Origin of the sequence: Rariglobus hedericola (genome assembly GCF_007559335.1) — a bacterium.
Lineage (GTDB): Bacteria > Verrucomicrobiota > Verrucomicrobiia > Opitutales > Opitutaceae > Rariglobus > Rariglobus hedericola.
Genome location: NZ_VMBG01000001.1, coordinates 1028884 through 1055612 on the forward strand (window position 1 = coordinate 1028884; position 26729 = coordinate 1055612).

Here is a 26729-nt window from a genome sequence, read left to right on the forward strand (position 1 = left end):
GAGATTTTATTGCAGGCGCGGCTAACGCTGAAGGTGCAGTCGTTTGTCTCAACCCCCAACCCCTCCCCTGCATGAACCGCCCCCATATGGCGTGCGCTTCCGGAATTCCCGGCAAGCTCGCGCAATTCGCCCGCCCCAGCAATCCCTCCGGGAAATCGCTTTTTTTCCTGCTTCGCAAATCACTTCTCCCCGCCGCCCTGTTCACCGCGTTTTTCGCCGCCGACGCTTCGGCGACCAACTACTACGTGGACTCCCAATCAGGCAACAACGCCAATAATGGCACCAGCACGAGCACGCCGTGGCAGACGCTGACCAATGTCAACGCCACCATGTTCGCCGCCGGCGACAACGTCTACTTCAAGCGCGGCGGCGTCTGGAACGGCACGCTCTACCCGAAGATTGATGTCACCAATATCAACGCCGGCATCGGCACCAGCCCCACCAACCGCATCACCTTCGATGCCTACGGCCCCCTCACCGACCCCAAACCGCAGATCAACGGCAACGGTGCCAAGTGGGCGGTGCAGATCGTCAACAAGCAATACTTCACCTTCCAGAATTTCCACATCACCAACACGGCGGCCGCCGATGGGGTCCGCATGGGCATCCGCGTCGCCTTCGGAGGCGATGGCACTCCGCTCGGCTCCGTTTACCAGTTCAACGACGTGAAGATACTGAACAACGATATCTCCGACGTGCGGGGCATCACCGTGCGCGCCCAAGGCATCTACGATCAGTCCGGCGGCATCTACGTCGAGCTGATGGACTACAAGGGGTCCCAGACCCGAGTGGACAGTCTCCTCATTGAGGGAAACTACTTTTATAACAACCGCTGCATCGGCCTGCATGTGAAAGCGCCGGGCAACTACAACGGCCGCGAGGATCTCTGGGCCACCAACCTCAAGATCCGCTGCAACATCTTCGATGGCACGGGGGCCGATCACATCGTGCTCAACGGCGCCACCGGCGCGTTCGTCGAGTATAACGCCGGTTATGACGCCGGCATCAGCACGCTCGCGACTCCCGATCCCGACTGCTGGATCGCCGGCATGTGGTCCGCATATCACACCCGTGACATCACGTTTCAATACAACGAGGTGGCCCGCACCCGTAACAACATCCTCAACGGTATCAAGGGCGACTCCCAAGCCTTCGACGCGGATCTCGGAACTCGGGGGAATCAGGTATTCCAATACAACTACACGCACGAAAACGAGGGTGGCGTGTTTCTTCTCATGCCCGATGACGGCGTCTCGAAGGTCGCCTTCTACCGCTACAACCTGAGCGTCAACGACGGCCGCAAGACCTTCACCGGCTGCCAATTCGCGATGAACCCCAATCCGGGGGAAAGCGCCGCCTACGTTTACAACAACGTCTTCTACTCCACCCGGCCAGAGGGCTTCCGGATGCGCGACTACGCGGGTGCCTACTACTACAACAATGTCTTCCACGTGACCTCGGCGATCTATCCGACCGCCCCGGTTTTCTCGAACAACGCCTACTACGGCCACATGCCCGACGTGAACGACCCCTACAAAGTCGTCGCTGATCCCAAGTTTGCCGGCCCGCTCCCCGGCGCCACCGCCAACGACGGCTACACGTCCGCCAACACGCAGCTCTTCAAAATCCAATCCAACTCGCCCCTCATCAACGCCGGCATGGCGATCCCGTCTCTCGGCATCGGCACGCTGCTCGACAACGGCAGCCGTGACTTCTGGGGCAACCCGCTCTACGCCGGCGGCCACGCCGACATCGGCGCGCACGAGTATGTCGGTGGTTCCGCCGCCGCCCCCGCAGCCGTCGCCCGCGTGGACAACACTGCAGGCGCCTCCGTGGCCTACACCGGGCCGTGGACCCACGTGACAAACGACGAAAACGCCTACCTCACGACCAAGTCGACCGCGGGCGTGGGCGCCTACGTCCAGCACACCTTCACAGGCACCAACGTCGGCGTTTACGGAGCCAAGGGCCCCAACATGGGCAAGGTCTCCCTCAACGTGGACAACGGCACCTCCGTGCTCGTCGATTGCTACTGGCCCGTGCCGCTCCACCGCGTGCTGCTCCATCACTTCACCGGCCTCGCCAACACCGCGCACACGCTCCGCGGCACAGTCATGGCCAAGAACCCCGCCTCCTCCAGCAATCTGGTCGTGATCGATTACTTCCAACAAAACCCCGTCGCCCCGCCGACCGCGCCCGTCGTCACCACGATCGACGCCGCCCCCGGCGCCGGCGTGGTTTACAACGGCTCATGGACCCACTTCACAGCTGACGCCGCGCCCGACCAAGCCTACTACGGCAAGACCCGCTCCGTCTCTTCGACCGTCGGCGCCTACGTGGACTTCACCTTCACCGGCACCGGCGTCCGCCTGATCGGCACCAAGGGAGGCGATTTCGGCAAGATCAACGTCTCGGTCAACGGCGGCGCTGCCACCTCGGTCAACTGTTACCAAGGCCTGATCACCGAATTCCAGCGGCACCTCTTCGAGGTCAACAACCTCACGCCGGGCACCCATACCCTGCGCGTCACCGTCGCCGCCAAGGATCCGGCCTCCACCGCCAACACCATCGCGCTCGATCTCATCCAGGCCATCGGCACTGCCACCGTCGGCGGGGCGGACATCATCAAGGACAATACCGACGCCGGCGGCATCACCATCTCCGGCGCGTGGTCGTCGTCCGTCTCCGTGCCCGGCTTCCTGGGCACCGATTACGTCAGCAGCCCCGCCGGTTCCTCCAACACCCTGCGCTACACCCCGACGATTCCCACCACCGGCACCTATGAGGTATTCGCCCGCTGGACCCAGCTCGCCAACCGCGCCTCCGCCGTTCCCTACGAAATCACCTCCGCCTCTGGCACCGTGACCGTGTCCAAGGACCAGCGCGCCCAAGGCAGCCAATGGGTTTCACTCGGCCTGTATCCGTTCAACGCCGGCACCACCGGCAACGTGCTGATCCGCTCCACCGCGACCGATGGCTACACCATCGCCGACGGCGTGCGCTTTACCCAGCAATCCCAGGGCGTCGAGATCGTCGTGGACGCCTCCGACCCCACCGGCGTCACCAAAGTCGGCGCGTGGACCGGCTCCACCACGACCGCCGGCTACCATGGCGCCGACGCCCTCAACGACGGCAACACCAAGAGCGGCACCCAGTCCGTGCAGTTCACGCCAACCCTCCCCTCCGCCGGAACCTACGAGGTGTTCGCCTGGTGGCCCGCTGCGACCAACCGCTCCCCGAGCGTGCCGTTCAAGGTCACCCACGCCGGCGGCAACCAGACGGTCAACGTGGATCAACGGATCAACGGCAGCCAGTGGTATTCACTCGGCACCTACACGTTCAACGCCGGCACCACCGGCAATGTTCTTGTCACCAACGCCTATACCGGGCCGCTGCCGGTTCCGTCGCAATGTTACGTCATAACCGACGCCGTGCGCTTCGTCCGCCAGTAAGCGCGTCCGCATAACCCCGACCCAAGACGCCCCCTCTCATCCAGGGGGCGTCTTGCTTCCCTCACTCCCATGACTTCTTCGCCCTGCTTTTTTCTGACCCTGCTTTTCGCGCAGGCCGTCGCCCTTTTCGGACAACCCGTCATTCCCGCAGACGATACGGCCGTCGCCGTCATCAACGGCGAAACGGTATCCGCGGCCGAATACACGTTGGTCATGCACCGGCAAACCGCGCCCGTTTACAGCCACTTCAAGCAGACCCGCGACCTCGACGATCACCGCGGCTACTGGAGCCCCGCCTCCGGCCCCGACGGCCCGCTCGCCAAGTTGCGCGAACTCACCCTTGCCGAACTCGTCCGCATCAAAGTTTACCAATCCGAAGCCCGGACACGCGGGCTGATGAAGAATATCGACTTCGCGTCCTTCCGCACCGCCCACGAAAAGGAAAACGCCCGGCGCCTCGCCGCCAAGGCCCGCAACGAGGTCATCTACGGCCCGCCCCAATACCGGCTGGACGTTTACTACTATATTTTGTTCGGCGACATCGCCTACAAGGTCGAGCAAGCCATGGCCAAGGAACTCGAACCCGCCGTGACCGGCGCCGAAATCGACGCCTTCCTCGCCGCGCACAAAGAGGACTTCAATCCACTCTCAACCGAAGACGCCCGCCGACGTGCCACCGAAGTCCTGGGCCTGCGCGCCGCGCACAAAAAACTGGCCGATCTCCGCGCCGCCGCCGTCACCGAGGTGCGCACCGAATCTCTCGCGCGCATTTCACCGCGCAACGACAACACCACTCCGTAATACCTTTCATGACCCTTCGCCCGCTCTCCACCGTTCTCCTCGCACTTTCTCTGGTCGCGTTGTCGTCCGCCTCCGTCCGGCTTTCGACCGACGGCAACAACACCTCCGCGCAATACCGCACCGCCACCGGCTGGGCTTTGCCCGAGGGCGACTGGACCGTCGGCATCTGGGACAACAATTTCCAAGGCAACGGCGGCTGGCTCGTCGGTCACTCCGCACCGGGCACAGGCGGTTCACTCAATTTGTTCTACGATCATGTCGCCGGCCGCTACTTCGTTGGCGGACAAGACGCTGCGGGCAATCTCTTCGGCGGCGCCAAGTTCAACGGCATCGCCGGCTCGCTCTCCGCCGGTTACCCGGGCCGTCCCTCCGGCCTGTTCATGCCGCGCCTGCACATCATCCGCCGCCGCGCCGGTTACAGCGAATACCTGGTCGCCGAGGCCGGCCACGCCCCCGTGCTCGTCGCCAGCGAGCAACGCCCGTTCGGCGCCACCACGCCGGGCAACTGGTGTCTCGGCTCTAAACAAGGCGCCGGTCCGTTTTACGACGCCGATCTCGAAGGATTTTTCTTTGCGACATCCGCCATCACCGACGCCGATCTCTGCCGCCTGTCCGCCGGTTTCAAACCCGCCGATGTGGCCAGCATCCACCCCACTCTCGCCGTTTACTTCCCGCTCGAATCCGCCGCTGGCGATGAAACCGTGTTCAAACGCTTCGGTCCGCCCGACGCCTCCGCCGACGGCCCGATGCTGCGCGGCGCGCTTTCGCCCAACCAACGTCCCGCCGACGTCGCCGTTCCCTCCCAAGTGGTCAGCCTCGCGAGCTTCCAGCCCTTTCAAATCATCCGTCATCACAAGGGCTCCGCCGACATCGCCTTCAACGGCTTCGATCACGGCACCGCTCCCGCCGACATCGAACTGCGCTTCATCGACGAGGAACACCAGCTCACCTCCGACTGGCAGACGTTGCTGCAAAACTCTCCCGGTGGCGGCGCTGTCGTGCAGGCGACGTTGTCCGTGCCCAAGGGTTATTGGAAAACCATGGAGGTCCGCCGCGTCCGTTCCGCCGGCGGCAAGGCCGACAGCAACCGCCCTGTGCGCACGTGGGCCCGCTGGGCCGTAGGCGAAGTCGTCGTCGTCTGGGGCGACAGCATTCAAGGCCAGGTGGACGGCCCCTCGCGCGTGAACAAAGTCCCTCTCAACGGCTTCACCGCCAAATACCCGACCGCCAGCACGCCCACGCTTCCCGGCGACACCAACCCGCTCGTCAAAGGCACCTGGAATCTCCTGCACGGCCCCGGCATGGGCGGCGGTTCCCAAGGTGAAAACCTCATCGCCAACAACCTCTCCGAAGCCTCCGGCTGCTGCGTGGGTATCTCCGTGTTTTGGCGGGGCGCCAGCCAGCTCGACCACTGGAACGGCCGCACCAGTTCAAACGCCTACAACCTCGCCAAGGTCACGCTGCTCGCCAACGACGGCCTCAACAAACCCAACGTCATCACGTGGGTCGGCAACTGCGCCAACGCCCGACTCGATGCGAACGCCTCCGCCTACTACTCCGACTTCGATCTCTTCAAAACCGTCCTCGATGCCGATCTCGGCGCGGACACCTGGCAGTTGCTCATCATGCCGTTTCCGATCACCTACGCGCCCGACACCACACCCGCCCTCGGCGCGCACAAAGTCCGCGACGCTTGCTGGCGCTGGGCGCGCGATCACGGTGCCTACGCCGGCGTCTCCCTCGATCACACCACGAAGGACGGCGTGCACCCCACCGACGCCGCGTGGGATCTGATGGGCCCGCGCTGGGGCAATGCCGCGGGCTTTCTCCGCGACCCCAAGAAATTCGCCGATCCCCGCGCCGGTGAGATCGTCGGTTTTCAACGCTCCGGCTCGGACCTCATCGTGCAACTGCGCCTCTTCGCCGGGACCAAACTCACGTTAAAAAATCCGGCCGATTCCATCAGCGGCTTCACGCTCTCCGCCGACAACTTCACGACCACCATTCCGATCACGTCGGCCACACTGCTGGGCGACAACCAGGTTCGCATCACGCCCGCCACGATGCCCGCTAGCCCGCTGAAACTGCGTTATCTCTACGGCAGTCCCGGCGCAGGCGTGGACCGCAAGTGCCCCGTCGATCCAAAGGCGGCGGGCGTGGACAACCTACTTTACGTCAACGCCGGCCCCGCCCACACGCTCGCCATCCAGCCCATCTGGAGCGACGCGGCCAACGATTGGTCACTCAAAGAAAGCGGCCGGCCCTGAAGGTAACTCGGCTTTGGGAATTACGCCGCTTATCGAAAGCGGCAGAGCCCGCGTCAATCTGTATCCAAAAATATGTTACACTTTTATTATTTTGGTGAACAGTTAGCCGGCAAGGGGTTTGCATCCAGCGAATTCCTTTCCGGCAGTTATCCTCATCTTTTAAATCCTGCGATCCGCTTCCATAAACTTCGTGAAAACCAATTCCTTCCCAGCAATCCGGATCGGTGTGCTCCTGTCCCTCCTTTGCGGAGCGACAAATTCCCAAGCGGCGACATTTCCCATCGCGGAAAATTTCAACAGCGGCACCGCCCCTGGCTTTGTCACAGCGGGAACGGCTGCCGCAGCCTATACGTTTAATGGCTCCAGCGGCGCCTATTCGCCGGCAGCTATATCGCTGGCGGAACACCACGTTTATCCATCCCGGTCAACTCCTCGAAAAATATCTTGCTGGGTCAGCGTATTTACAAAGTCAGCTATGATAACGACGGAAGGGCTAACAGCATTCTTACTTACACGGTCGTGGAATTAAAGGTCTTCCCTGACGGGAAGCGCACGGTGGCGCTTGCTCGTGAAGACTGCGTTGCTCAAGTGGAATACATGGATAATCCTCGTTGGGTCATAGACAATTACTGGCCGAAAATAGGCGATCCCGAAACTCTACACAGGGAGGCTCTGCGAGATGCTATGTGGCTCCAATAAATCGAATGAACAACTACTTCCCTAAATTTCAAGAGTCGATCAAGACTCAACGAGTGCTCAAGGCGTCTAATTATGCGAGGTTCGTAAGGCAAGCACCCCAAGGAATTATGCGGGACCAATCCTATAATTTACCGGTTATTTTATATGAAGATGAAGGCACCACCATCTTCCGCACGTCTAGTTATGCACGCAGCCCTGGTGGAGATACTGTGGCCCAAATAGAGGCTCTCCTCCAGAATCGTTTACCCGATGACTTCCGTGCTTTTTATGCCAGCTACGCGGAGGCGTTGGCTGTCACTAGGAGTTATCCCATACATTTTTGGGACATAGAAAAAATTAAAGAATGGTTTGCAGACATGCGTTATAGTAAACCCTACCCATTGCGCTTCATAAGATTTGGTGAGTATTGGGATTTGGGCTCCACGCAATTCGCTCTATGGCAAAAAAACCCAGATAAGCCCGATTGGATGGTGGTAACTACTTCTGTCGGGCAGCATGATGATCAATATGACGACCCAAACTTCACCGATTATTATAAATTGGGCGACTCCTTTAGTGGTTGGCTGGAAGATTGGATCGCGCGCGACGGACTTCCCGATCCCTTCATGAAGCTTGGGCCGGAGGGTGGATTTCTTGATCCTGTGGATGCATCGAGGAAACCCTAGCCTCTCATGCCGAAACGAATATCAAGCCTCAAGAGGAGCTATGTGGCTTCAGTAATTTAATGAACAGCTGCTTCCCGAAATTTCGTCGATCCGATGGGGTCAGCAACGGTCTTTCAGGCGAGCGTAAATTCAGGTTTTTTGAGGAGTTGATTGAGGAGGACGACGAGCTTCCGCATGACGGCGGTGAGCGCGACCTTCTTGGGTTTTCCGGCGGCGACGCGGCGTTGGTAAAACGCCTTTAATATAGGATTAAACCGCGCCGCGACCGTGGCGGCCACGTAGAGCACCCGGCGGACTTTGATCCGTCCGCCGCGGATCGTTCCGATGCATCCCGCTATCTCGGTTATTGTTTGTAGAACTCCACCGAATCGATGCGGAGTGCCGCGCCGCTCACAGGGGAGGTTGAGCGAAACCCGATCGTGCAGCTGCCATTCGTGACGTTGATGTTGGTGAGCGTTATCTGCGTCCATGTCGTGTTGCCGACCGGGATGGCGATCGCCTGCGTCGCTCCTCCACCCGGCGTGGCTTCCATTTGGGCGACATATCCGGCTGTGCTGCGCTGCGTCCAGGCCTTCAGGGTATAAAGGCCGTTGGGCAGGCTGGACATGGTTTGGGAGGTGAACGAACTCGGAGTGCCTTCCCAGACACCCAGGTATTTCGAGCCGTTTTGCGCGGACACGCTGGATGACACGCTGCTCGCGGTCACCGCCCCAGACTCCGTCCAACCGTTGATCGTTTGCGAGCCGGACGCGTCGGTTTCGAAGCTGGGGTTGACCAGCGGCGGAGCGATGAGGGTGAACTTGATCGCGTCCACGATTACGCTGCCATCGGCGCCGGTGTTGCTGATGAGGACGCTGCCCGAGGTTCCGGCGTTGAAGTGATACACGCCGAGCGACTGCCACGGACTCCCCGGTAGGGTTTGGTTGAGGCTCACATATTCGGGCGCTCCGCTGGTGATGATGTCGATGGGCACATTGGTAGCTCGGCCGCCGGACGTGCCGCCCGAGGTCCACCAGGCGAATACTTCGTAGTTGCCCGTTGCCGGCAGGGTCGGGGTGAACCGGACGCTCTTCCCGCCGCCCGTGTTTCCATCATGGATGTAGTTAGTCCCGTAGTAACCCGCGACGGTCGTCGAGGCTGGCCAGCCCCCTGCGGGCAGGATGGTCACACCCGTCGGCGACGTGTTGTCGAGGATCACCTCTTGGGTGGCGGCGGCGCCCGTGCCCTGCACGGAGAAGTTGTAGGGGTTCTCATCGGCGTCGTTGTTGCCAAAACTCACGGTGGCCGTCCGGGTTCCCGCCACGCTGGGGTCGAACCGCACGCTAAAGGTCGTCGATCCTCCCGCCGCAACCGAGGCCGCGGGTTGGGTGATGATCGCAAAGTCCGCCGCATGCGTTCCGCCGAGGGTGACGGAGTTGATGGTCAACGCCGCGGTGCCCTGATTCTGAATCGTGTAGGTGGTGGTCACGGAACCGCTCGCCACATTTACGGACCCGAAATCGGTTTTATCCGCGATGCTCGGAGTCGTGTCGCCATCCGCTATGCCCACCGCATTTCCCGTCACAGTGACTTCAGGGCTCGGGGTAGAGGCGCCGTCTATCGCCAGCGCCCCATCCGTTCCGTAGATGGGCTGAACCGCCAGGGTGTTGGTCGGGCCGGCGTTCACATAGAGGATGTTGTCCGTGCCCATTTGGGCCAGCGTGGTGGCGTTGGTCGCGGTGCCGGGCCGGCCATAGAGGTAACGCAGTTTAAGCGTGCCCGCCGGCAACGTCGTCCCCGCGGGCGGAGTGATGCGGAACGTCGTGGCATTCACCATCGTCGTCGAGGCGATGGGGATGAGGGAGGTGAAATTGTCCGCCGAGAGGGACAACCCGGAAATCTTGGCCGCGGGATTTTTCAGGCTCAGCGCGGTGCCGGCGTAGAGTTGCACCTCGACCAACAGCGTGTTGCCGTCGCGGGAGAACTTCTTGATTTCGCCGGCGCGCGGGTCGGCATAGTTCACCTGATCGCGGAGGTAGCCGGCCGCATTGCCCCAGCGGGGCCCCATGATGTTCCAAGCGTCGGGGGTGGGATGCACATAGTCGGGAGGCGTGGAGCCAGTCTGGGTCAGGTGATCTACGGAGATACCCGCGTAGGCACCGACGTCGGCGTTGTCGCGCACCCAGCGGTAGCAGTCGTTCCGCAAGGACTGCATGCCGGGGATCGAGGTCCCATCAAACATGATCGGCACCGGGGCCAGGATCAGCCGCCACGTATTCTCGCCGAGATCGACATTCAGCTTGTCCCTGAAGGCATTCAGGTCGGCGTAAAAATCATCTACACCGCAGCTGGCCTTGTTCCCGACCCACGTGATGACGCTGGGCTTGTTCAAGCCTCCGTTGGCCAGCCAAAAGGACTTGGCGTTGTCGTAAGGCGCCGAGCTCAGGCGACCGTTCCACAGGGCGAGTCGCGTGGCCCCGGCCCAATTCACCATCACGCCGACACAGCACTGGGAAGCAGCGGACAAATTATTGGCCAATTCGTTTTCGCCTTGGGTGCCCCCGCCCATGCCGGAGCCTTTCAGGAGATTCCACATGCCTTTCGAGAGGGGATTCGTGTCGCTGGGAATCGTGTTCGGGTAATCGCTCAGATACTTTGTGGTGAAGCCATTCGGCACAACACGGTTGGCCGTCGCGGTCGATTGCACCTGACCTTGGATGCTATCGCCCATCGCCACGATGATTTCGCCCACCGCCCACCGCGACCAGGTCCGGTTGGGACGACTGCTGTCTCCTGTGCCGCCCGCCGAATTGGTCCGCCGGACTTCGATGGTTTGCCAATAACCCTTCGCCACGGGAATGGTCGCCTGGATCGCGGCTCCTCCGCCGGGGGAACTGGCGACGAGGGTTTGCCACGCGGTCGATGTGGAGTGCTCCACATCCAGGAAGCGGATTTCGATCTTCGCCGAACCCGTGCCGTAGTCGAAGCCGGTAAACTGAACATTGGCCGACCCGTTCAAGTGGCGGATGATCTGGAAGGGCTCAAAGCTGCTAAGCGCCACCACATTGGTGGGCTCCGTGACTTCCCCGGGCGCGGTGTTCTCACCGACGGAACCGCGCAACAGGGGGCCGTCTTGAAACCGGGTGGATGTGCCCACGCGCCTGAGCACCACGGCGGAGTCGCTTCCCTGATTAACCAAGGGCAGCGGATCCTGTGTTTGGGCGGTCATCGCCGTTTCCAGCGGGAAATACACCTTCAAATTTCCCGAGAGGCTCGCGGCGCTGGAGGGCTTGTGGCCGGCCGCCATCAGGGCGATGTCCTTGTTGCTCACCGACGCCGTGGCGAAGAAAAACCCCTCGAGATCGGAGTCATACAGTTCGGCCCAGCCATCGATACATGCCAGGCTCCAGTTCGTGGTCGCGGTCGCGCCGAAAGCGCGTGTCTCGCTGCACACAAGGACGGGCCCATGCCCCGCTTCGGCCACCAGGTATTCGCTCTTACCCGCGTTGCGACGAATGATATGAAGGCGCGGGCTGAACTTGCCCGTGCTGCGCCCCGGATAACCCAGGGGCAGCGTTCCATCGATGGCGTTTTGCAGCGCCTTGCCGCCGCTGCCGAAAAGATTCCCGGCGGCATCCTGACCGCCGACCAGGAACCGCCCCTCCTTCTCAAGGTTTCGGCCCGGTGAGACATAGACCAGATCGATGGGGCCGCTGATGAGCGCGCCGCCATTCCCCTGAATATTATTGTCCCAGATACCGATCGTCCAATCCCCTGCGGGCAACGCCCAGCCCGAAGACGTGACATAGGTGGCGCGGTTTTCGGTTGTATTCAGATTGGACGACATCCGAACGGATGCGGACAGGGGCAAAGCGGCGGCCACGAGGAGCGACGCGACCAAGAGACAAAACGGTTTTCTTTTCATGTTGGGGTAAGGGCGGCGGGGTAGTTTGAACGGAACGGGGAGCGAGGGACGTCCCCGGCGGAAAGCGGTGCGTGACCGCGCGAATCGGGGGTCCGCCCCCCACGGCCGACGGCGCCCGAGGGGAACGTCCATTAAGCGAACGCCTCGTCGCCGGGCCATCGAATCCATGGTTATCTGTTAATCGCCCGGACAAATGAGTCGCGACGCCACCGCCAAAGGATTAACTGATAACTGACGCGGATCTCGCAAATCTCCCTATGGCGAGCGGAGTCCCCCCATGAAAGTTACCCTGCTTTGTTTTTCCCTCTTGGCTCTTGCTTCGCTTGCCCACTCCCAGCCGGCGTCCGCCACGTCGCTCAAATTTCAAGTCGATCGTTACGGACAAAGCGCGCGCAGCGATTATCCGGGCAAGGTAAAGAGCGACGACGAGCTCCGAGCCGACATCGAGCTCCAGCGCCAAGCGCTCCCCGTGCCCGGGGGACCGGAGAAGGACGCCTATGGCGGGGTTGCCGGCAGCGGGGCCGCCTACGGGCTGAAAAAAACGGGATTCTTCCACGTGGGAACCGCCGGTGACCGCCAGGTCTTGGTCACGCCCGAGGGGAACGTGTTTTTCCATATCGCGGTGTGCGGACTGCACAACATCGACGACTACACGGTCGTCCAGGGACGCGAGCACACCTACGAATGGCTCCCCGACGCGAAGGGCGAGTTCGCGACCGCCTGGAGGAGCGGCGGCTCCGGAGTGCTCTCCTTCCAAATCACCAACTGGATTCGCAAATTTAAAAAACCTTACGACCAGAACGAGTGGCTCGCTCAATCGATCACGCGTCTGCGCGCGTGGGGGTTCAACAGCACCGGCGCCTTTTCGATCGCCAACGCCACCACCCGTGGACTCCGAGTTCCCTACACCGCCGCCCTGCCGATCGAAAGCGCCCCGGGCGCGAAGCTCCTCCCCGATCAGATCGGCGCGGCCAAGCTCATCGATCCGTTCGCGCCCGAGACGGTGGCCGCGCTCGACAAGGCCTTCGCCTCCTCCCTGCCGGCCCAGGCAAAGGACCCGCTGCTCATCGGCTACTTCCTCGGCAACGAGCAGCATTTCGAACTCCTTCCCCGGCTCATCCCCGGCTACAAGGGGGACGTCGCCGCCAAGATCCGGCTCGTGGATATGCTTCGTGAAAAATACCGCGATATCGCGGCGTTTAACGACGCGTGGAAGCCCGCGCAGCCCTTCGCCGACTTCGAGTCCGCGAAAGACGCCGCCCTGTCCGTGCGCTCCGAGGCTGGCGCAGCCGACATGCACGCCTTCCTGAAGTTGTATCTGGCAACCTATTACGCGCTCGTCCGTGACACGTTCAAGAAATACGACGCCAACCACCTGCTCATCGGCAGCCGCTGGACTCCGGGCACTTCCGGCTACGAGGACATCGTGCGCATCGGCGGAAAATACGTCGATGTCGTCAGCATCAACTACTACACCCACGGCATCGACAAGGGCTTCCTCACCCGCGCCCATGAGTGGAGCGGCGGACGCCCGATCATTCTCAGCGAGTGGCACTACGGATCCACCGCCAGTGGGCTCGGAGGCGGCGCCATCGAGGTGAAGACCCTCGCCGATCGCGGACACGCCTACCGCAACTACCTCGAGCAGTCCGCGTCGCTGCCCTTCATCGTGGGCTCCGAGTGGTTCATCTACGCCGACCAGTCGATCACGGGTCGCTGGTTCTCCGGCTTCCACGGCGAAGGCGGCAACACCGGCCTCGTGGACGTGACCGACCGCCCCTACGCCGATCTGGTCGCCGCAGCGAAGCTCACGAACGACCGGATCTACGACGTGATGCTAGGCAAGAAGAAGCCTTACGCGTTTCAGGATCCGAAGTTCACGGGCGGGAAATCCGCCGCCGCCGCGAATCGCGTGGTGCGCGTGCATCGCGCACCGCCGGGCATCGCTCTCGACGGCACCACCAACAACTGGCCCGGCGTTCCCACCGAGCCAGTGGATGCCTTACGACTCGTCAACGGCCTTCCCAACCCCGCGCTGCGCGGCGACTTCCGCCTGTGCTGGGACGAGCGGTTCCTCTACCTTCACATCTTGGTCAAGGATCCGACGCCCCTTCAAAACAAGCGGGCGCATGGCGGTCTGTGGAGCGGAGACGGCGTCGAGTTGTTCGTCGGAGGAAAAGATCTCAAGACGACCACCGGCATCGTTTTCGACGACCGCCAGGTGATTTTCGGCGCTGCCGAAACCGCGCCGCTTTTCGTGGCCCATGCAGGCGGCGAGGCCGAAGGACGCCGCCTCGCCAAGGAGTGTCGCGCGATCGTGGTCAAAGATGTATCGGGATCCGGATACGTGATCGCGGCGGCGTTGCCCTGGTCGATGTTCGGCGTCACGCCGGAGAACGGAGTCGAGTTCCTCTTCGATGTGGCGGTCAACAACAGCGACGACGGCCACCTGCGCATCCAGCAGCTCATGTGGAACGGCAACCACGATAACTCCACGCACCGCGGCGCCTGGGGCCGCGCGCGTCTGGTTACGAATTAGGGTGCGTCAACGGGGAGGCCGGGTGCGAAACGCGAGCTCCATCGTGCCCCCGCCTCCGATTCCGGCTTAGCGTTGCAAGCACGCTCCGTTGCTGCGGATGACCTCCGTATACCATCGTGCGGAATCCTTCGGCGTGCGTTTCTGCGTCGGGTAGTCGACGTGGATCAACCCGAAGCGCTGCTTGTAGCCGTCGGCCCACTCGTAGTTGTCCATGATGCTCCAGTGAAAATAGCCGCGCACATCCACGCCTTCGGCCATGGCGCGATGCAGCTGCAGCAGATAACGGTGCAACAGATCGATGCGTTGCGGGTCGTGCACCTGTCCGTCCAAGCTCACCCAGTCGGCGTTGGACATGCCGTTTTCGGTCACGACGATCGGCAGCTTGTAGCGCTCGTGCAGAAGCTTCGGCCCCCAATAAAGACTCTCCGGGGTCACCTCCCAATAGGAGTGGGTCTGCGGAAACCCTTCATGATAGGTCTGCTCAACATAGCCGCCATCGGGCGTAGCCTTGATGAGCGGGCTACCGTAGATATTCGCCCCGTAAAAATCCAAGGGCTGCTTGATCGTGCGCATCTCCGCCTCGGTGAATTTCGGCACATCATTGCCAAAGGTGCGCAGGCCGATCTCCGGATAATGCCCGAGCACCACCGGGTCTCCCCACCATGCGTTGTTCCAGAGAAAACCTTTGCCCACCCGGAACACGTGCTGATGCAACGCGGCGAGATCTTCCGGGCTGTCGCTCGCGGGCACGCCCGCCATGCCGACCGGCGCCCACCCCACACGCGCCGGCCGCGACGCGTGTGCACGGATGACCTGCACGGAGAGACCGTGGGCCAACATTACATGGTGCGCCGCCAGCAGACTCTCCGCGCGGTTGAGTTTGAGTCCGGGCGCATGACACCCCTGGTCGTGACCGAGGCCGATGAAGCACTGGGGCTCGTTGAGTGTCATCCAGTTGGTTACCCGGTCGGAGAGTTTTTTCACGATGACCTCCGAGTAGTCGGCAAACCAACGCGGGCTCTCGGGATTCAGCCAGCCGCCGCGCAAGTAAAGGTCATGCGGATAATCCCAGTGAAACAACGTGACCCAAGGCTCGATGCCGGCGGCCAGCAATTCGTCGGTCAACCGGTCATAGAAATCCAAACCCTGCGCGCTGACCGCGCCGGTCCCGGCAGGCATCACGCGCGGCCAGGAGACGGAGAAACGATACGCCTGCAGGCCGATGCCCTTCATCAGCGTCACGTCCTCCTTGTAGCGGTGATAGTGATCACACGCGACCGCACCGGTCTCGCCCTGCCAGGTTTTTCCTGGTTCGCGACTGAAAGTGTCCCAGACGGAAAGCCCCTTGTCGCCCTCCTGCGCGGCGCCTTCGACCTGATAGGCGGCCGAGGCCGCTCCCCATACAAAGTCCTTTGGAAAATGCATGGCGCGGACAACAGCAAAGGTCCCCGCGACCGACAAATGAATTGGCCGCTCACACGCCCCTTCCGAGCATCAGTTTACAGAGGGAAAATGTGATTTAAAGTAACTGTTAATCATTCAGCCACCTTTCAACCCCCTGCACAATTTTACGGCAGGAACTCCACAACTAGGCCGCTCCGGAGGATGCCAAGGCTAGCACCTGCGATGGGACGGCCTTAAAAAGGTTTGTCCTAACATGGGCCGCGCGGCGCGATTCGCCGCTCCCCCGCGCCATCGTTGCGGCGCACGAAGCCCAAATCCCGTGCGTGACTTATCCCGTGATCCGGTTCCTCAACCCGGCGACGTTATCAACCAGCCCGGCCACTCGTTCGACGGATTCGTGGTCGTTTCCGTTTACCCCCGTGCGCAGGCCATCGCCGACGGCGTCATTTTTGACGCGACCGGCGGTGATCTAGCCGCAATCTCCGCCCAGCACTTCCCCGGCGTGCATGTCGCCATGACGGCGGCGATGTCGGCACTCATTCAAAAGTCCGTTGACCACCCCGACCACGGCAACGACTGGAAAGGCGTCTGGCACGACGTTCTGTGGATGTCCCGTGTTGCCCGGTGAAATCCTTTTCGGGCGGGCGCCTGTTCAAGGTGGTCATCACCGGCACCGGTCGGAAACGCCTGCACACGCTCAAACTCCAGATTCATCCCGGCGACAAAGGCGAACCTGCGCAACGATCATGCTACCGGAGGATGATTGACCCAACACGAGGTCCGGCGCATATCTTCATGCACTGGGCTTGTCGTGTTTTTCGGATACAGATTAGGTTGCCCAAAGGTTGTCCAAACCTCTGTTTTTTGCTTCACTTTTCTGCATTTTACTGCATCTTACTTCTTGTTCTAAATTATTAACCATAAACTAAGTCCGCGTTATTAGGCGACTTAGCTTTATCCATCAGAAGAGGTTCGAATCCCCCCCTCTCCGCCAGTTTTGAAACTGGTTTTAGGCTTAAATGGATAGGTCACAGTGAATGCGTTTCGCTGACTTATAAGGCCCATTATTTCGATTAGGTTTTCTCCACATGGGCTGATATTCACCCCACGATTTCCTACTGGGAAAATTATGCCTGCATCATCGCCGCCCATGCACAGATGTTTTAAATCTGATAACTATATTATTTTTAAAAATATGATAATAAAATAGTTACAAACCCAATAAACGTCGTGGCGCAATGCCTGCTTTTTGCAGGCAATGATCGCGCCATCCGCTACTTCCATCCTTGATTCAGCCCCTGCCCCGCAACTTGGCCGTCGCCCCGCGAACTCGGCCCGCGATCACGATACGCTCACTTGCGCAATCACGCGACTGACGTCTCTGCTGTCGGCGCCGGTAAATGTCGCTGACTGCGCTCAATTTACAGTCCTCCGCCAAGCCAGTCGCGACGTCGCTAGCGCGTTGGCCCAACTTAATCCCCCCCCGGTCCGCGGTCCTTTGACCGATAAGCTGCTCGTTGCGGCCGAAGCTCTCCTGACGCACCCCGTCGCCACGCTGGTTGCGGATGACGAACTCCCTGCGATCCATGCGAACGCTGCCGTTCCCGTCTGGCTGGGGAGTTTGATCCAGGTATTCACCGCGCCCGCCTGGCAACTGACTCAGTTGCGTCCACTCGCCGATCAGCCGACGTGGTTGTGGCCCGTTTATGCGCGCTATCTGTTCACATCGCCCGCCTTCCTGCACAACGCCCGACACGAAACCCAATGGGCGGGCCACGTCCTCAACCAACTGGAGCCGTTGGTGCGCATGCTGGAGAGCAACCGCGGTTCTTCCGGCGTCAAAGCGGTCGCCTCACTTGCCGCGACTGCCGCGAATAATTGGCCGGCGGTGGGTGGCGACGACCGTTTACGTCTCCGTCAACATCACCTCGGACGGCTGTTGACGGTCCTCGCTCCACGCCTGCCTGCGTTCGTGGCTTCGCTTGGGTCACCCGCGCAGAGTTCGTTACGCGTCGGCCTGATCTGCGATGGCGAGGTAAATACGGCCGTCGTGTATGCATCATCCCAACTCAAAACATTGCTCGATAACGATCGCTTCGAGCTCACCGTTTATCAGCAGGCCGATCTGCCCGAAGATATCGCCGAGCAAGTCGAAACGCTACGCTCCGCACAGCTCGATGCGGTGATTTTTGCCGGTGACCTCACTCGCACGACCAGTGCGCTCACAGCATTGGCCCTGCATCGCGTCGCTCCGCGGCAATTCGCCACCGCACTGTGCCCGCACACCACCGGACTGCCGGAGATCGACGTAGTCCTGACTGACAATCGCGTCCCGTCCTCCGCCTACACTGAGCGTGTCGCCGTGCTCCCCAGCGCCTTGGCCTTCTCGCCCACGCTGATCTCAACGGATAACTCGCCGACGCGCGCCGATCTTGGATTGCCTGAAAATGGCCACCTCACCGTCGCGATCGCCCACCCGCGCCTCATGTGTGCCGACACCCTCGCACAATGGCAGGCCGTGACCACGAAGGATCCGTCCGCCCGCCTGATTCTACTCCCCGGCACAGAAGGCATTGGCCTCGACCTGTTGCTAGCCGATATCGAACCGCAGTTTCGCGATCAGCTGATCATCGCTGGAAATACTCCGCTCGACTCCAGCGCCGTCGCCACGCTGCTCCACGTGAGCGATGCCTGCCTCCCCGGCAGCTCCGCCGCTGATCGGTCCACTAGCGACGCGGCCCAGAGCTTCGGCCTAGCCGTGCCCAATGTCCCGCCGCGTATCGATTGCCTCGCTTTTGCCGACGCCCTTTCAGGCATCTTGGAAACCGCGTGCCGCACCTTCGACGCCTCGCTGGTTGCGTCTCCGGTGCCGGATGACCTCGCCACCCGTCACGCCCAAGGCAAAGACCTGATGGCCGCCGGTCGTCCCGAACGCGCCGCACTCTACCTGCTCGCCGCCATCGAGGATCCGCAAGCCGGCGCTGAAGTCTGGCAGGATCTTGCACTCGCCCTTCACGGCAGCGGCCAGACCAACGAAGCGATCCAAGCCCTTGAAACCTGCGTGCGCCTGAATCCCGAACGGCTAGACTCCTGGCTGCAACTCGCCGAATGGGCCGGCGACTACGGGCACACCGAGCTCGTCGCCGAAATTTCCGGCGTCGTGCAAACACTCGCGCCTTCCGATCCACGCGTCAGTGCCTTGGCTGAACGTATCGCCGTCTGATTCCCCCACCTGTCGCGCGCATGTTTTCGCTCGTCACCACCTGCATGAATCGGGAGTCGCACCTCCGGCAATCCCTGCCGCACTGGCTTGCGTTGCCTGGGCTGGCCGAGGTCGTGATTGTCGATTGGTCCACACATGAATCCATCGCCGACTTGGTCGATCTGGATCCGCGCATTCGCATCTGTCGCGTCGAGGGCGAAGCCAAATGGCGCCAGCCCTATCCGACAAACTTCGGCATCTCGCAAACCACCCAGGAAATCATCCTCAAGTGCGACGCCGATTGCATCCCGTCGTCACGAATCGGCCAATACATTCCCACCGCCGATACTTTCTACGCAGGAAACTGGCGCAGCGGCCGCCCGCTCGGCAAAGCCTGCGTCAACGGCCAGTGTCTTTTCACCCGCACTGCATTCGAAAAGGTCAACGGATACTCCGAGCTTTTCCGCGTGTATGCGCGCGACGACGAAGATCTTTACGAGCGTCTCTCATCCGCCGGTATCGCCCGCCGCGACATCAATCCGGCTGATCTTAACTTTATCGAACACACGCAGGAAGCGCGCGTCGCAAACCAAGGTCTTCCCACCACCGAAGCCGATCCCATCGAGGCATTCCTGCACCGGCAGACCACGTTCCACGAGATGACCAACGTCGTCATCAGCCACTACCTTCCCTGGGGGCCGTGGTTTCCGCGCGCCGTCTATAATCCGATCTCCACGCAAGACCGCTTCGCATCGTTCAAACGCGATATCTCCCGCGAGATTCCGCTCTCCGCGCCATTGCTTCAACAGGCTCACTCCCACGCCTTGGTCGCCGTCGTCACACAACTCTTCTCGTTGTCACCAGCCGACGCCGCGCGCCTGGACCGCACTCGTTGCAACCAACTCATCCGCCAGCATCTCGCCAAAAAAACCGCCCCGCAGGCCCAAGCCGCCGTATGACCCCCCTCCCCGACGCCCCTCGTATTCTGCTCTACACTGACGACCCCGAACGCGGCGGTGTCGCCCAATACAACCACTCCGTGCTCATGGAGCTCGTTGCCCGCCGTCATATGGCGCTGTGCGTGCAAACCCTTTCTAAAAGTCCGCTCGTGATCGCTCAGCACGCCGCCGGCGTCATTCACGAATGGCTGCCTTACGACACCGCCGCCGAATTCGGCCGCACTGTCGTGGACATGGAAGCACCTCGCGCGATTTTCCAGCGACACCGTCCCGACTTGATCATCTTCAGCGACTGCTGCCCGGTCTCCAACATCGGCGCCCGCCAGGCCGCACTCGCGCTGCATATTCCCTTCGTGATCGTGGTCGGCTTCGCCGCCGCCTACCTTGCCCGCCAGTTCGCGCCCTGCCTGCCGATCCTCGCCCGCCACTACGCAGCCGCCCGCGAGGTCGTCGCCGTATCAGAAGAAAATCTACAACTCCTTCGCAGCCATTTCGGCCTCTCCACGGAGCGCGGCAGGGTCGTTCACTACGGGCGCCCGGATGTTTTTTTCACACCAACGGATGCCGTCCTGCGCAAAAAACTGCGCATGCAGCTCGCGGTCTCTGAAAAAACCGTGATCGCGCTTACGACCGCCCGCCTCGCGCGTCTCAAGGGACACCACCACCAGCTCGCCGCTCTTCATAAACTCCTGAAAACGGGCCGCGGCGAAAACTTGCATCTGCTTTGGGTAGGCGATGGCGATCAGCGCCACGCTCTCGAAGCCTCCATCCGCCAGCTGGGGCTTCATTCACGTGTCACGTTGCTTGGTCACCGCTGGGACACGGCCGACTGGTATGACACCGCAGATTTTTTTGTCCTGCCAACCGACTACGAAGGCATGCCCCTCGCCATCATGGAAGCCATGGCCAAGTCCCTCCCCGTCGCTGCCAGCGCCGTGAGCGGAATTCCCGAGGAGCTAGGCCCCACCGGCCGTCTGCTCCCTGATCCGGCCTTGGATGCCAACGCCACCGTGACTGCACTCGCCGCGATTTTTGCCGAGTGGAGCGAAGACTCCGCATTGCGCCAACACCTGGGCAAAGCCGCTCAGGAACGCGCCAATGAACTATTCCGCGAATCCCTCATGCTTGAGCGCACCCTCGCACTCGTCGAAGCCCACCTGCCCATCCCGACCCATCCATGAACTACCAAGCAGAATACACCGACTATTGGTCCCGGCAGGATCGCTGGGGCAGCCATTCATTCGACGACGCCGATGCCCTGTTCAAACGCGTCACCCTCATCAGCGGACGCGGCTCCGTGCTCGATGTCGGCTGCGGCATGGGGCTGCTCGTGCGCACTTTGCTCGAACACGATGTGCAGGCCCACGGCATAGATATCGCTCCACGTCCGATCGAGGCCAACAACGCGATCAATCCCGGTCATTTTCAACTGGGCTCCATTCTCGATCTGCCGTTTGCCGACAATTCATGGAATACGATCGTCAGCACCGATTGCCTTGAACACATCGCCGAGGCCGACGTGCCCAAGGCCTTGAGTGAGTTGTATCGCGTCGCTGAAAGCAGTGTTTTCATCTGCCTCGCCACCACGCGCGACCGCGACGGCCGCTGGCATTTGACGGTGCGCAACCGCGAATGGTGGGAGGCGCGTTTTTTCGCCGCCGGTTTTCGCCGTCATCCTCTCGACCAGTTGATCACGAGTTACGAGGCACGCGAATCCGACGAGTGGCAGATCACGTTGACCTTTGAAAAAATCCCGGTCGCCGCGCTTCAGCGTTATCCACTCGAAGCCCTCAAGGCCGAGCGCGACTTGCACATGGACATGACTCGTGAATCCGGGCGCCGCGCCGATGCGCACATCGCCCGCTACATCATGGCTCGTCGCTATCTACCATCCGAAGGCCTCGTCCTCGATGCCGCGTGCGGTCTCGGCTACGGGAGCGCCGTGCTGGGTTGCGATCATCGTGGTGTTCAGATCATCGGTCTCGACAACAGTGACTACGCCGTCGCTTACGGACGCGCCTGCTTTCAGCCGAGTCATCCCAATCTGCGTTTTGAAGCAGGGGATGTGTGCGACCTGAGCCGCTTTGCCGACGCCTCAGTCGATCTCGTGGTTTCATTCGAAACCGTGGAGCACCTGCGCGAGCCGGAACACTTTCTCGGTGAAATCAACCGCGTCCTGAAACCCGGCGGACGCTTCGTATGTTCCGTGCCGAACATGTGGGTGGACGAAGACGGCAAAGATCCGAATCCCTGGCATTTTCATGTCTTCGATTTTTCGAAGCTCGCGCAGCTGTGCACGAAATTCTTTCCGCTTGAGCACGTCTATCGACAGACCGCCGGCGGAGGCATGACGCTCACCCAATCCCAGCGTCGACTCCAACGCGTCAATCTCCCGGTCACCACATCGTCAGGCGAAGCCGAATGGTGGCTTGTCGCGGCCACCAAGCCCGGAGCGTTCCGACCGCTCACTGCATTGAGCACGCAGCGTATCGTCGTTCTCACCCACGCCGCGGAACATCCGCTGTTCACCAGCTGGCTCGCCGATTTTCCATTCCCGGTTTCGTATGTGACCGACGCCACAACGGATTTCGTTTTTCCCGACGACACCGCGCTGGTGGTGACCTTTGACTGCTACCGGGAACCCCTCGTCACCTTGCTGCGTCGCGCGATGGAGATCAACATTCCCACGCTGCTGCTCGCCGATGGCATTCTCGAATATCGGAACACGTGGGACCACCCGCAACTCGTCCCCGGTTCGCTCTACCAACCGGTCCTCGCACACAAACTCGCCTGCCTAGGCCGCTCGCAAGCGCGCACGGTGGAGTCCTGGGATAATCCGGGCCGCTGCGAGATAATCGGCTCACCCCGCTTCGACCTCTATGCCGCACGCCAGCGCCGTTCGCGTTTGCCCGGGGATCATTTTCGCGTGCTGGTCATGACGGCAATCACGCCCTACTTCACTGAAGAACAACACGCGCGCGTTCTCCAGTCGCTCATCGACCTAAAGACCACCTTCGAGTCCTCCGCCATCGACGTGTGCTGGCGCTTGACCAAAGGACTCGACGCCGAGATCGGCGTGGACTCAATCGTCACCGATCTCACCGGCCTTGAACTGGCCGAAGTCCTCCAAAGCGTCGACGCCGTCATTACCACGCCGTCGACCTCCATGCTCGAAGCCATGCTGCTCGGGCTACCGGTGGCGGTGCTCGATTACAACAACTGCCCGCATTACGTGCAGGCCGCGTGGCGGATCACTGCCGCCTCTCACATCGCCGAAACCCTCGTCGAACTCGCCAACCCGCCGGCGGCCAAACTGCTCTTTCAAAACGCCACGCTGCACGACGCATTGGAATGCGACACACCGGCCGCTCCGCGGCTGCGCCAGCTCGCCGAAAAAATGATCCTCGCAGGCGCCGAGGCGCGTGCGCACGGCCGGCCGCTCACCTTGCCCGCCCGCCTGATCGATGCCGGCCTAGGGGCACCCGCCGCGCTCGCCGAATCGATTTCGTCAGCAGATCTTTTTCCCGGGCACGCACCATTTCAGCAAAACGATCTGCGCGCACTCCAAGTCGAAGTCGGGCATTTGCGATCCCATGTCGCTCATCTGGAAAACAACCTCATCGCCCCTTCAGCGTCGGAGCCCGATCCTGCGCTGATCGCGCTGATCCAAGAGCGCGCACAACTCACGATTCTGTGGCGCTCCAAACTCGAAGCCGGCGTCGCCCTCGCTTCGCTCAAGCAAAACACCGCGGCCTCCCGGCTTATGATCGAGGCCGTCAAAGCAGTCGAAGCCTGCGCCGTTCCCGAGGTCATCATCGAAGCCTTGATCGAGGTCTCCGGACAACTCGCATCGCTCGACTTGGGTCGTGCCCGCTACCTGCTCGATCTCGGCCGCCAGCTGGCGACCGACATGGGTAACCAGCCCGCGTGCGATCGCGCCGCCGTCGTGCTCGCATCCTTCCCTCCGATTTCACCGGTTGCGAGCGCACGTCCCCCCGCCCCGCAACCCGTCAGCGTTTGACATCATGCCAACCGTTACGCCCAAAGTTCTCTTCGTTTCCCACGAGGCCACGCGCACGGGAGCACCGATGTTTCTGCTGCACCTCACGCGCTGGCTGCGACGCCACACTTCGCTGGACTTTGAGGTGCTCCTCGCGAAAGGCGGCCCGCTCGAAGAGGAATTCGCCAAAGTCGCAGCCGTGCGCACGCAGGAACACTTCAAAAAAAATCCCGAAGTCCTGGCCGCGTTCTCGCTCATTTATTCCAATACGATCTGCAACGGCCGGCTCGTCGATGAACTCCCGCGCGGCTTGATTCCCGTCGTCACCCACGTGCACGAGCTCGACTACGGTTACGATTCCATCGGTGCGCACAACATGGCTGCCGTCATTCGTCAGTCGTCCCGATTCATCGCCTGCGCCGATGCCGTCGCGATACGCTTTCGCGCGATTTTCAATGTGCCGGCGGACCGCATCAGCGTGCACCACGAGCTGATCGATGTCACCGAGGTCCACGTCAAGGCCGCCTCGATGGATGCCGCCGTCATTCGCGCCACCTACGATTTACCGGCCGACGCCGCGATCATCACCGGTTGCGGCACATTCGATCTGCGCAAGGCGCCCGATTTATTCGTGCAACTCGCCGCGCGTATCCGCGCCCTGTGGACGAGCGCGCGTCCGCTTCGCTTCGTCTGGATCGGGCGCATGACGGTGCCCGAATTGGGGAAGATTCTCCGTCACGACATCCGCCGTCTCGGCCTGCAAAACGAAATCAAACTCATCGGCGAACTGCCCGCGCCGCACGCGCTCCTCGCGCTCTCCGATGTCTTCTGCCTCACCTCGCGCGAAGACCCGTTTCCGCTCGCGATGCTGGAAGCGGCCGCACTCGGAAAACCGGTTGTCTGCTTCGATGGCGCCGGCGGTGGCCGCGAGTTCTGTGACGCGGGCGGCGGGGTCGCCGTGCCCTTGCTGGACATTGACGCGATGGCCCGCGCCTGTCTCGTCTGGTTGGAAGATCAGGACAAACAACACATCGACGGCGACCGTGCCGCCGCCGTCGTCAAGGAACGCTTCACAGTCGAGGCCGGCATGCCCGCGCTTTGGGTTACGTTGAACGGTTTCATACAGACGCCCGAGCTCGCGCCCTTGCTCGCACCGACGGCGACCTTGGTCGAAGTCTATGCCGGCTGGAATCTCTCCGAGGCTCCGCAGTCGGCCTCGATGTCCGCCCTGTTCGAACGCACAGAAACGCTCAAGCAGGCCGACCTGTTGGCGAGCACGGGGCGCCGGGCGGAAGCGATCAAATTAATGCTGCACGCCGTTAACGTGGACCTCGCCCGCAAGGATGCGCAGATCCTCCTGGATAGCCTCACCGAAGTGGCCGCCCGCCTCGCGCCACTGGAACCGCGCCAGGCCGCCTTCCTGCGCGAACAAGCCGAAGCGCTCATTCGCCAGTCCCGCCAACCCGCCGCCGCCTGATTTCTTCCCCGCCCGCAGGGCAACTCCAGAACCCCGCCCAAGCCAGTTTGTAACTTAATACGTTACAAACTGACTTGGGCGTTGTCTCCAAAAAAACGGCTAAGTGCGCACCGGAAATCCTTCGCTGGCTTACTTCTCGGATCGGCGCGGGTGCGCCCGCTAGGCCAGGGCTTCACGGTAACTGACCGCGAGGGTTGCGCTGGCACCGTCGCGTTTGCCTCCGGAAATATCCTGCGCTAGGCGCAGCAGTTTTACGCCGATGTCCTTGCGTCCGAGATCGGCCCAGTGATTCGCGAGGAAAAGCACGGCTTTAAATTTCAGCGGGGTGAGCGACTCGGGGGGTAGATAAGCAACATCGGGCGCGGAGAGCACCGACTCCTGCCATTTGACGGCGTCGATCGAACAGCCGTCGTGCACCGCGATTTCAGCCTTCAAGTGCGCAGCGAGCGGGTGCAAGCCGGGTTCGATATGGTCGGGTAGCAAGGCGCGAGCTTTGTCGTATTTTCCCGCGAAGAACCAGGCCTGCGCCGCCTTGAGCGTCGCCGCGCGTTCGAGACGTTTGCGGCTGGCGCGGGAGCGGCGGGCACATTCTTCATATTCGCGGGCGGCTTGGGAAAACTGCTGCGTATCGAAAAAAGTGGAGGCGTAAAAATAACGCAGGTTCGGATCGCCGTCCGGGTCACGGTGCAGTGCATCTTCGATGATGCGGCGGTTACGCTCGGTCTTGCCAGCCAGCACGGCGGACGACGCATAACCAGAATGATTAAACACAATATTCGTATCGATGATCGGGATACCGGCGCGCTCCAGGCTCGTGTTGACCTGTTCGTGAATGGGCCGCTCGAAACGCACGCGCGCATCGCGGGGAAACAGCCGCACGATGTGCACCGAGACATGCGCACCGGTGGCGGCAAGTTCGTTTTTTTGAACCAGGTTATAGGCGGAGCGCGCAGGGCTCGAAATCATTTCGTGGATGCGGATGCGGCTGGCCACGGGGAGAACTTCGTCGGCATCGAGCACCAGGATCCACTCCCCGCGCGCCTCGGCGAGGGCGAGGTTGCGGGCGGAGGAAAAATCTCCGGTCCATTCCGCATTGATGATGCGCGCGCCATGTTGGCGGGCGATTTCACAGGTGGAATCGGTCGAGCCGGTATCAACGACCACGATATCGGAGGCCAGGTCCCGGACGGAGTCGAGGCAGGCGGGCAAATTCGCGGCTTCGTTGCGCACGATCATGCAGAGGCTGAGACGGGGTGCGGAGTTCATGGAAAGACTGTCCCTCTTTTATCGGCACACCTTGGAAAAAAATAACCCCCGCACGCTCGAAACGTGCGGGGGCCACTTGGTCGATTGCCTGTTG

Annotated in this window: 14 protein-coding genes and 1 pseudogene; 11 read left to right on the forward strand and 4 right to left on the reverse strand. The window is 61.5% G+C overall.

Annotated elements, in window-relative coordinates; genetic code table 11:
- Positions 1–71 precede the first annotated feature (71 nt).
- The 4 genes from FPL22_RS04495 (at position 72) to FPL22_RS04510 (ending at position 7884) form a co-directional block, all read left to right on the forward strand.
- Entirely contained in the window at positions 72–3452 is a 3381-nt protein-coding gene (locus FPL22_RS04495) for a golvesin C-terminal-like domain-containing protein (RefSeq protein WP_144228906.1), read from the forward strand.
- 69 nt (positions 3453–3521) lie between these two features.
- Positions 3522–4253: a hypothetical protein gene (locus FPL22_RS04500; RefSeq protein WP_144228907.1), complete on the forward strand. Its 732-nt coding sequence runs from the start codon at positions 3522–3524 to the stop codon at positions 4251–4253.
- Positions 4254–4261: 8 nt separating this feature from the next.
- On the forward strand, positions 4262–6520 hold the full coding sequence (locus FPL22_RS04505) for a hypothetical protein (RefSeq protein WP_144228908.1): 2259 nt from the start codon (positions 4262–4264) through the stop codon (positions 6518–6520).
- 704 nt (positions 6521–7224) lie between these two features.
- Entirely contained in the window at positions 7225–7884 is a 660-nt protein-coding gene (locus FPL22_RS04510; RefSeq protein WP_144228909.1) for an SMI1/KNR4 family protein, read from the forward strand.
- A 113-nt stretch (positions 7885–7997) separates the two neighbouring features.
- Here FPL22_RS04510 and FPL22_RS17655 read toward each other — a convergent pair.
- Together FPL22_RS17655 and FPL22_RS18135 are read right to left on the reverse strand one after the other, a co-directional pair.
- Positions 7998–8201, reverse strand: a pseudogene (locus FPL22_RS17655) (IS110 family transposase); the annotation flags it as partial.
- 26 nt (positions 8202–8227) lie between these two features.
- Positions 8228–11788 (reverse strand): golvesin C-terminal-like domain-containing protein, encoded by a 3561-nt coding sequence (locus tag FPL22_RS18135; protein WP_162525192.1) that lies wholly within the window; start codon positions 11786–11788, stop codon positions 8228–8230.
- Positions 11789–12065: 277 nt separating this feature from the next.
- Here FPL22_RS18135 and FPL22_RS04520 point away from each other — a divergent pair, with 277 nt between their 5' ends.
- Positions 12066–14327, forward strand: a complete 2262-nt coding sequence (locus FPL22_RS04520; protein ID WP_144228911.1) for a sugar-binding protein — start codon at positions 12066–12068, stop codon at positions 14325–14327.
- A gap of 66 nt (positions 14328–14393) precedes the next feature.
- Here the strand turns inward: FPL22_RS04520 and FPL22_RS04525 are convergent, their stop codons facing one another.
- Positions 14394–15752 (reverse strand): GH1 family beta-glucosidase, encoded by a 1359-nt coding sequence (locus FPL22_RS04525; protein ID WP_144228912.1) that lies wholly within the window; start codon positions 15750–15752, stop codon positions 14394–14396.
- A gap of 298 nt (positions 15753–16050) precedes the next feature.
- Between FPL22_RS04525 and FPL22_RS04530 the strand changes: the two genes are divergently transcribed.
- From FPL22_RS04530 to FPL22_RS04555, 6 genes are all read left to right on the forward strand, one after another.
- A complete protein-coding gene (locus tag FPL22_RS04530; protein ID WP_144228913.1) occupies positions 16051–16359 on the forward strand; it encodes a hypothetical protein in 309 nt (102 codons plus the stop codon).
- Between the two features lie 870 nt (positions 16360–17229).
- Positions 17230–18954, forward strand: coding sequence for a tetratricopeptide repeat protein (locus FPL22_RS04535; RefSeq protein ID WP_144228914.1), 1725 nt, complete (start codon positions 17230–17232; stop codon positions 18952–18954).
- A gap of 20 nt (positions 18955–18974) precedes the next feature.
- Positions 18975–19892, forward strand: coding sequence for a glycosyltransferase family 2 protein (locus FPL22_RS04540; RefSeq protein ID WP_144228915.1), 918 nt, complete (start codon positions 18975–18977; stop codon positions 19890–19892).
- Positions 19889–21073: a glycosyltransferase family 4 protein gene (locus FPL22_RS04545; RefSeq protein WP_144228916.1), complete on the forward strand. Its 1185-nt coding sequence runs from the start codon at positions 19889–19891 to the stop codon at positions 21071–21073. The genes FPL22_RS04540 and FPL22_RS04545 overlap by 4 nt, the downstream gene beginning before the upstream one ends.
- A complete protein-coding gene (locus tag FPL22_RS04550; protein WP_144228917.1) occupies positions 21070–23913 on the forward strand; it encodes a class I SAM-dependent methyltransferase in 2844 nt (947 codons plus the stop codon). The genes FPL22_RS04545 and FPL22_RS04550 overlap by 4 nt, the downstream gene beginning before the upstream one ends.
- A 4-nt stretch (positions 23914–23917) precedes the next feature.
- Positions 23918–25369 carry a glycosyltransferase family 4 protein gene (locus tag FPL22_RS04555; RefSeq protein ID WP_144228918.1) on the forward strand — a complete coding sequence of 484 codons (1452 nt, stop codon included), beginning with the start codon at positions 23918–23920 and terminating at the stop codon, positions 25367–25369.
- Positions 25370–25528: 159 nt separating this feature from the next.
- Here the strand turns inward: FPL22_RS04555 and FPL22_RS04560 are convergent, their stop codons facing one another.
- On the reverse strand, positions 25529–26635 hold the full coding sequence (locus tag FPL22_RS04560) for a glycosyltransferase family 2 protein (protein WP_144228919.1): 1107 nt from the start codon (positions 26633–26635) through the stop codon (positions 25529–25531).
- Positions 26636–26729 lie beyond the last annotated feature (94 nt).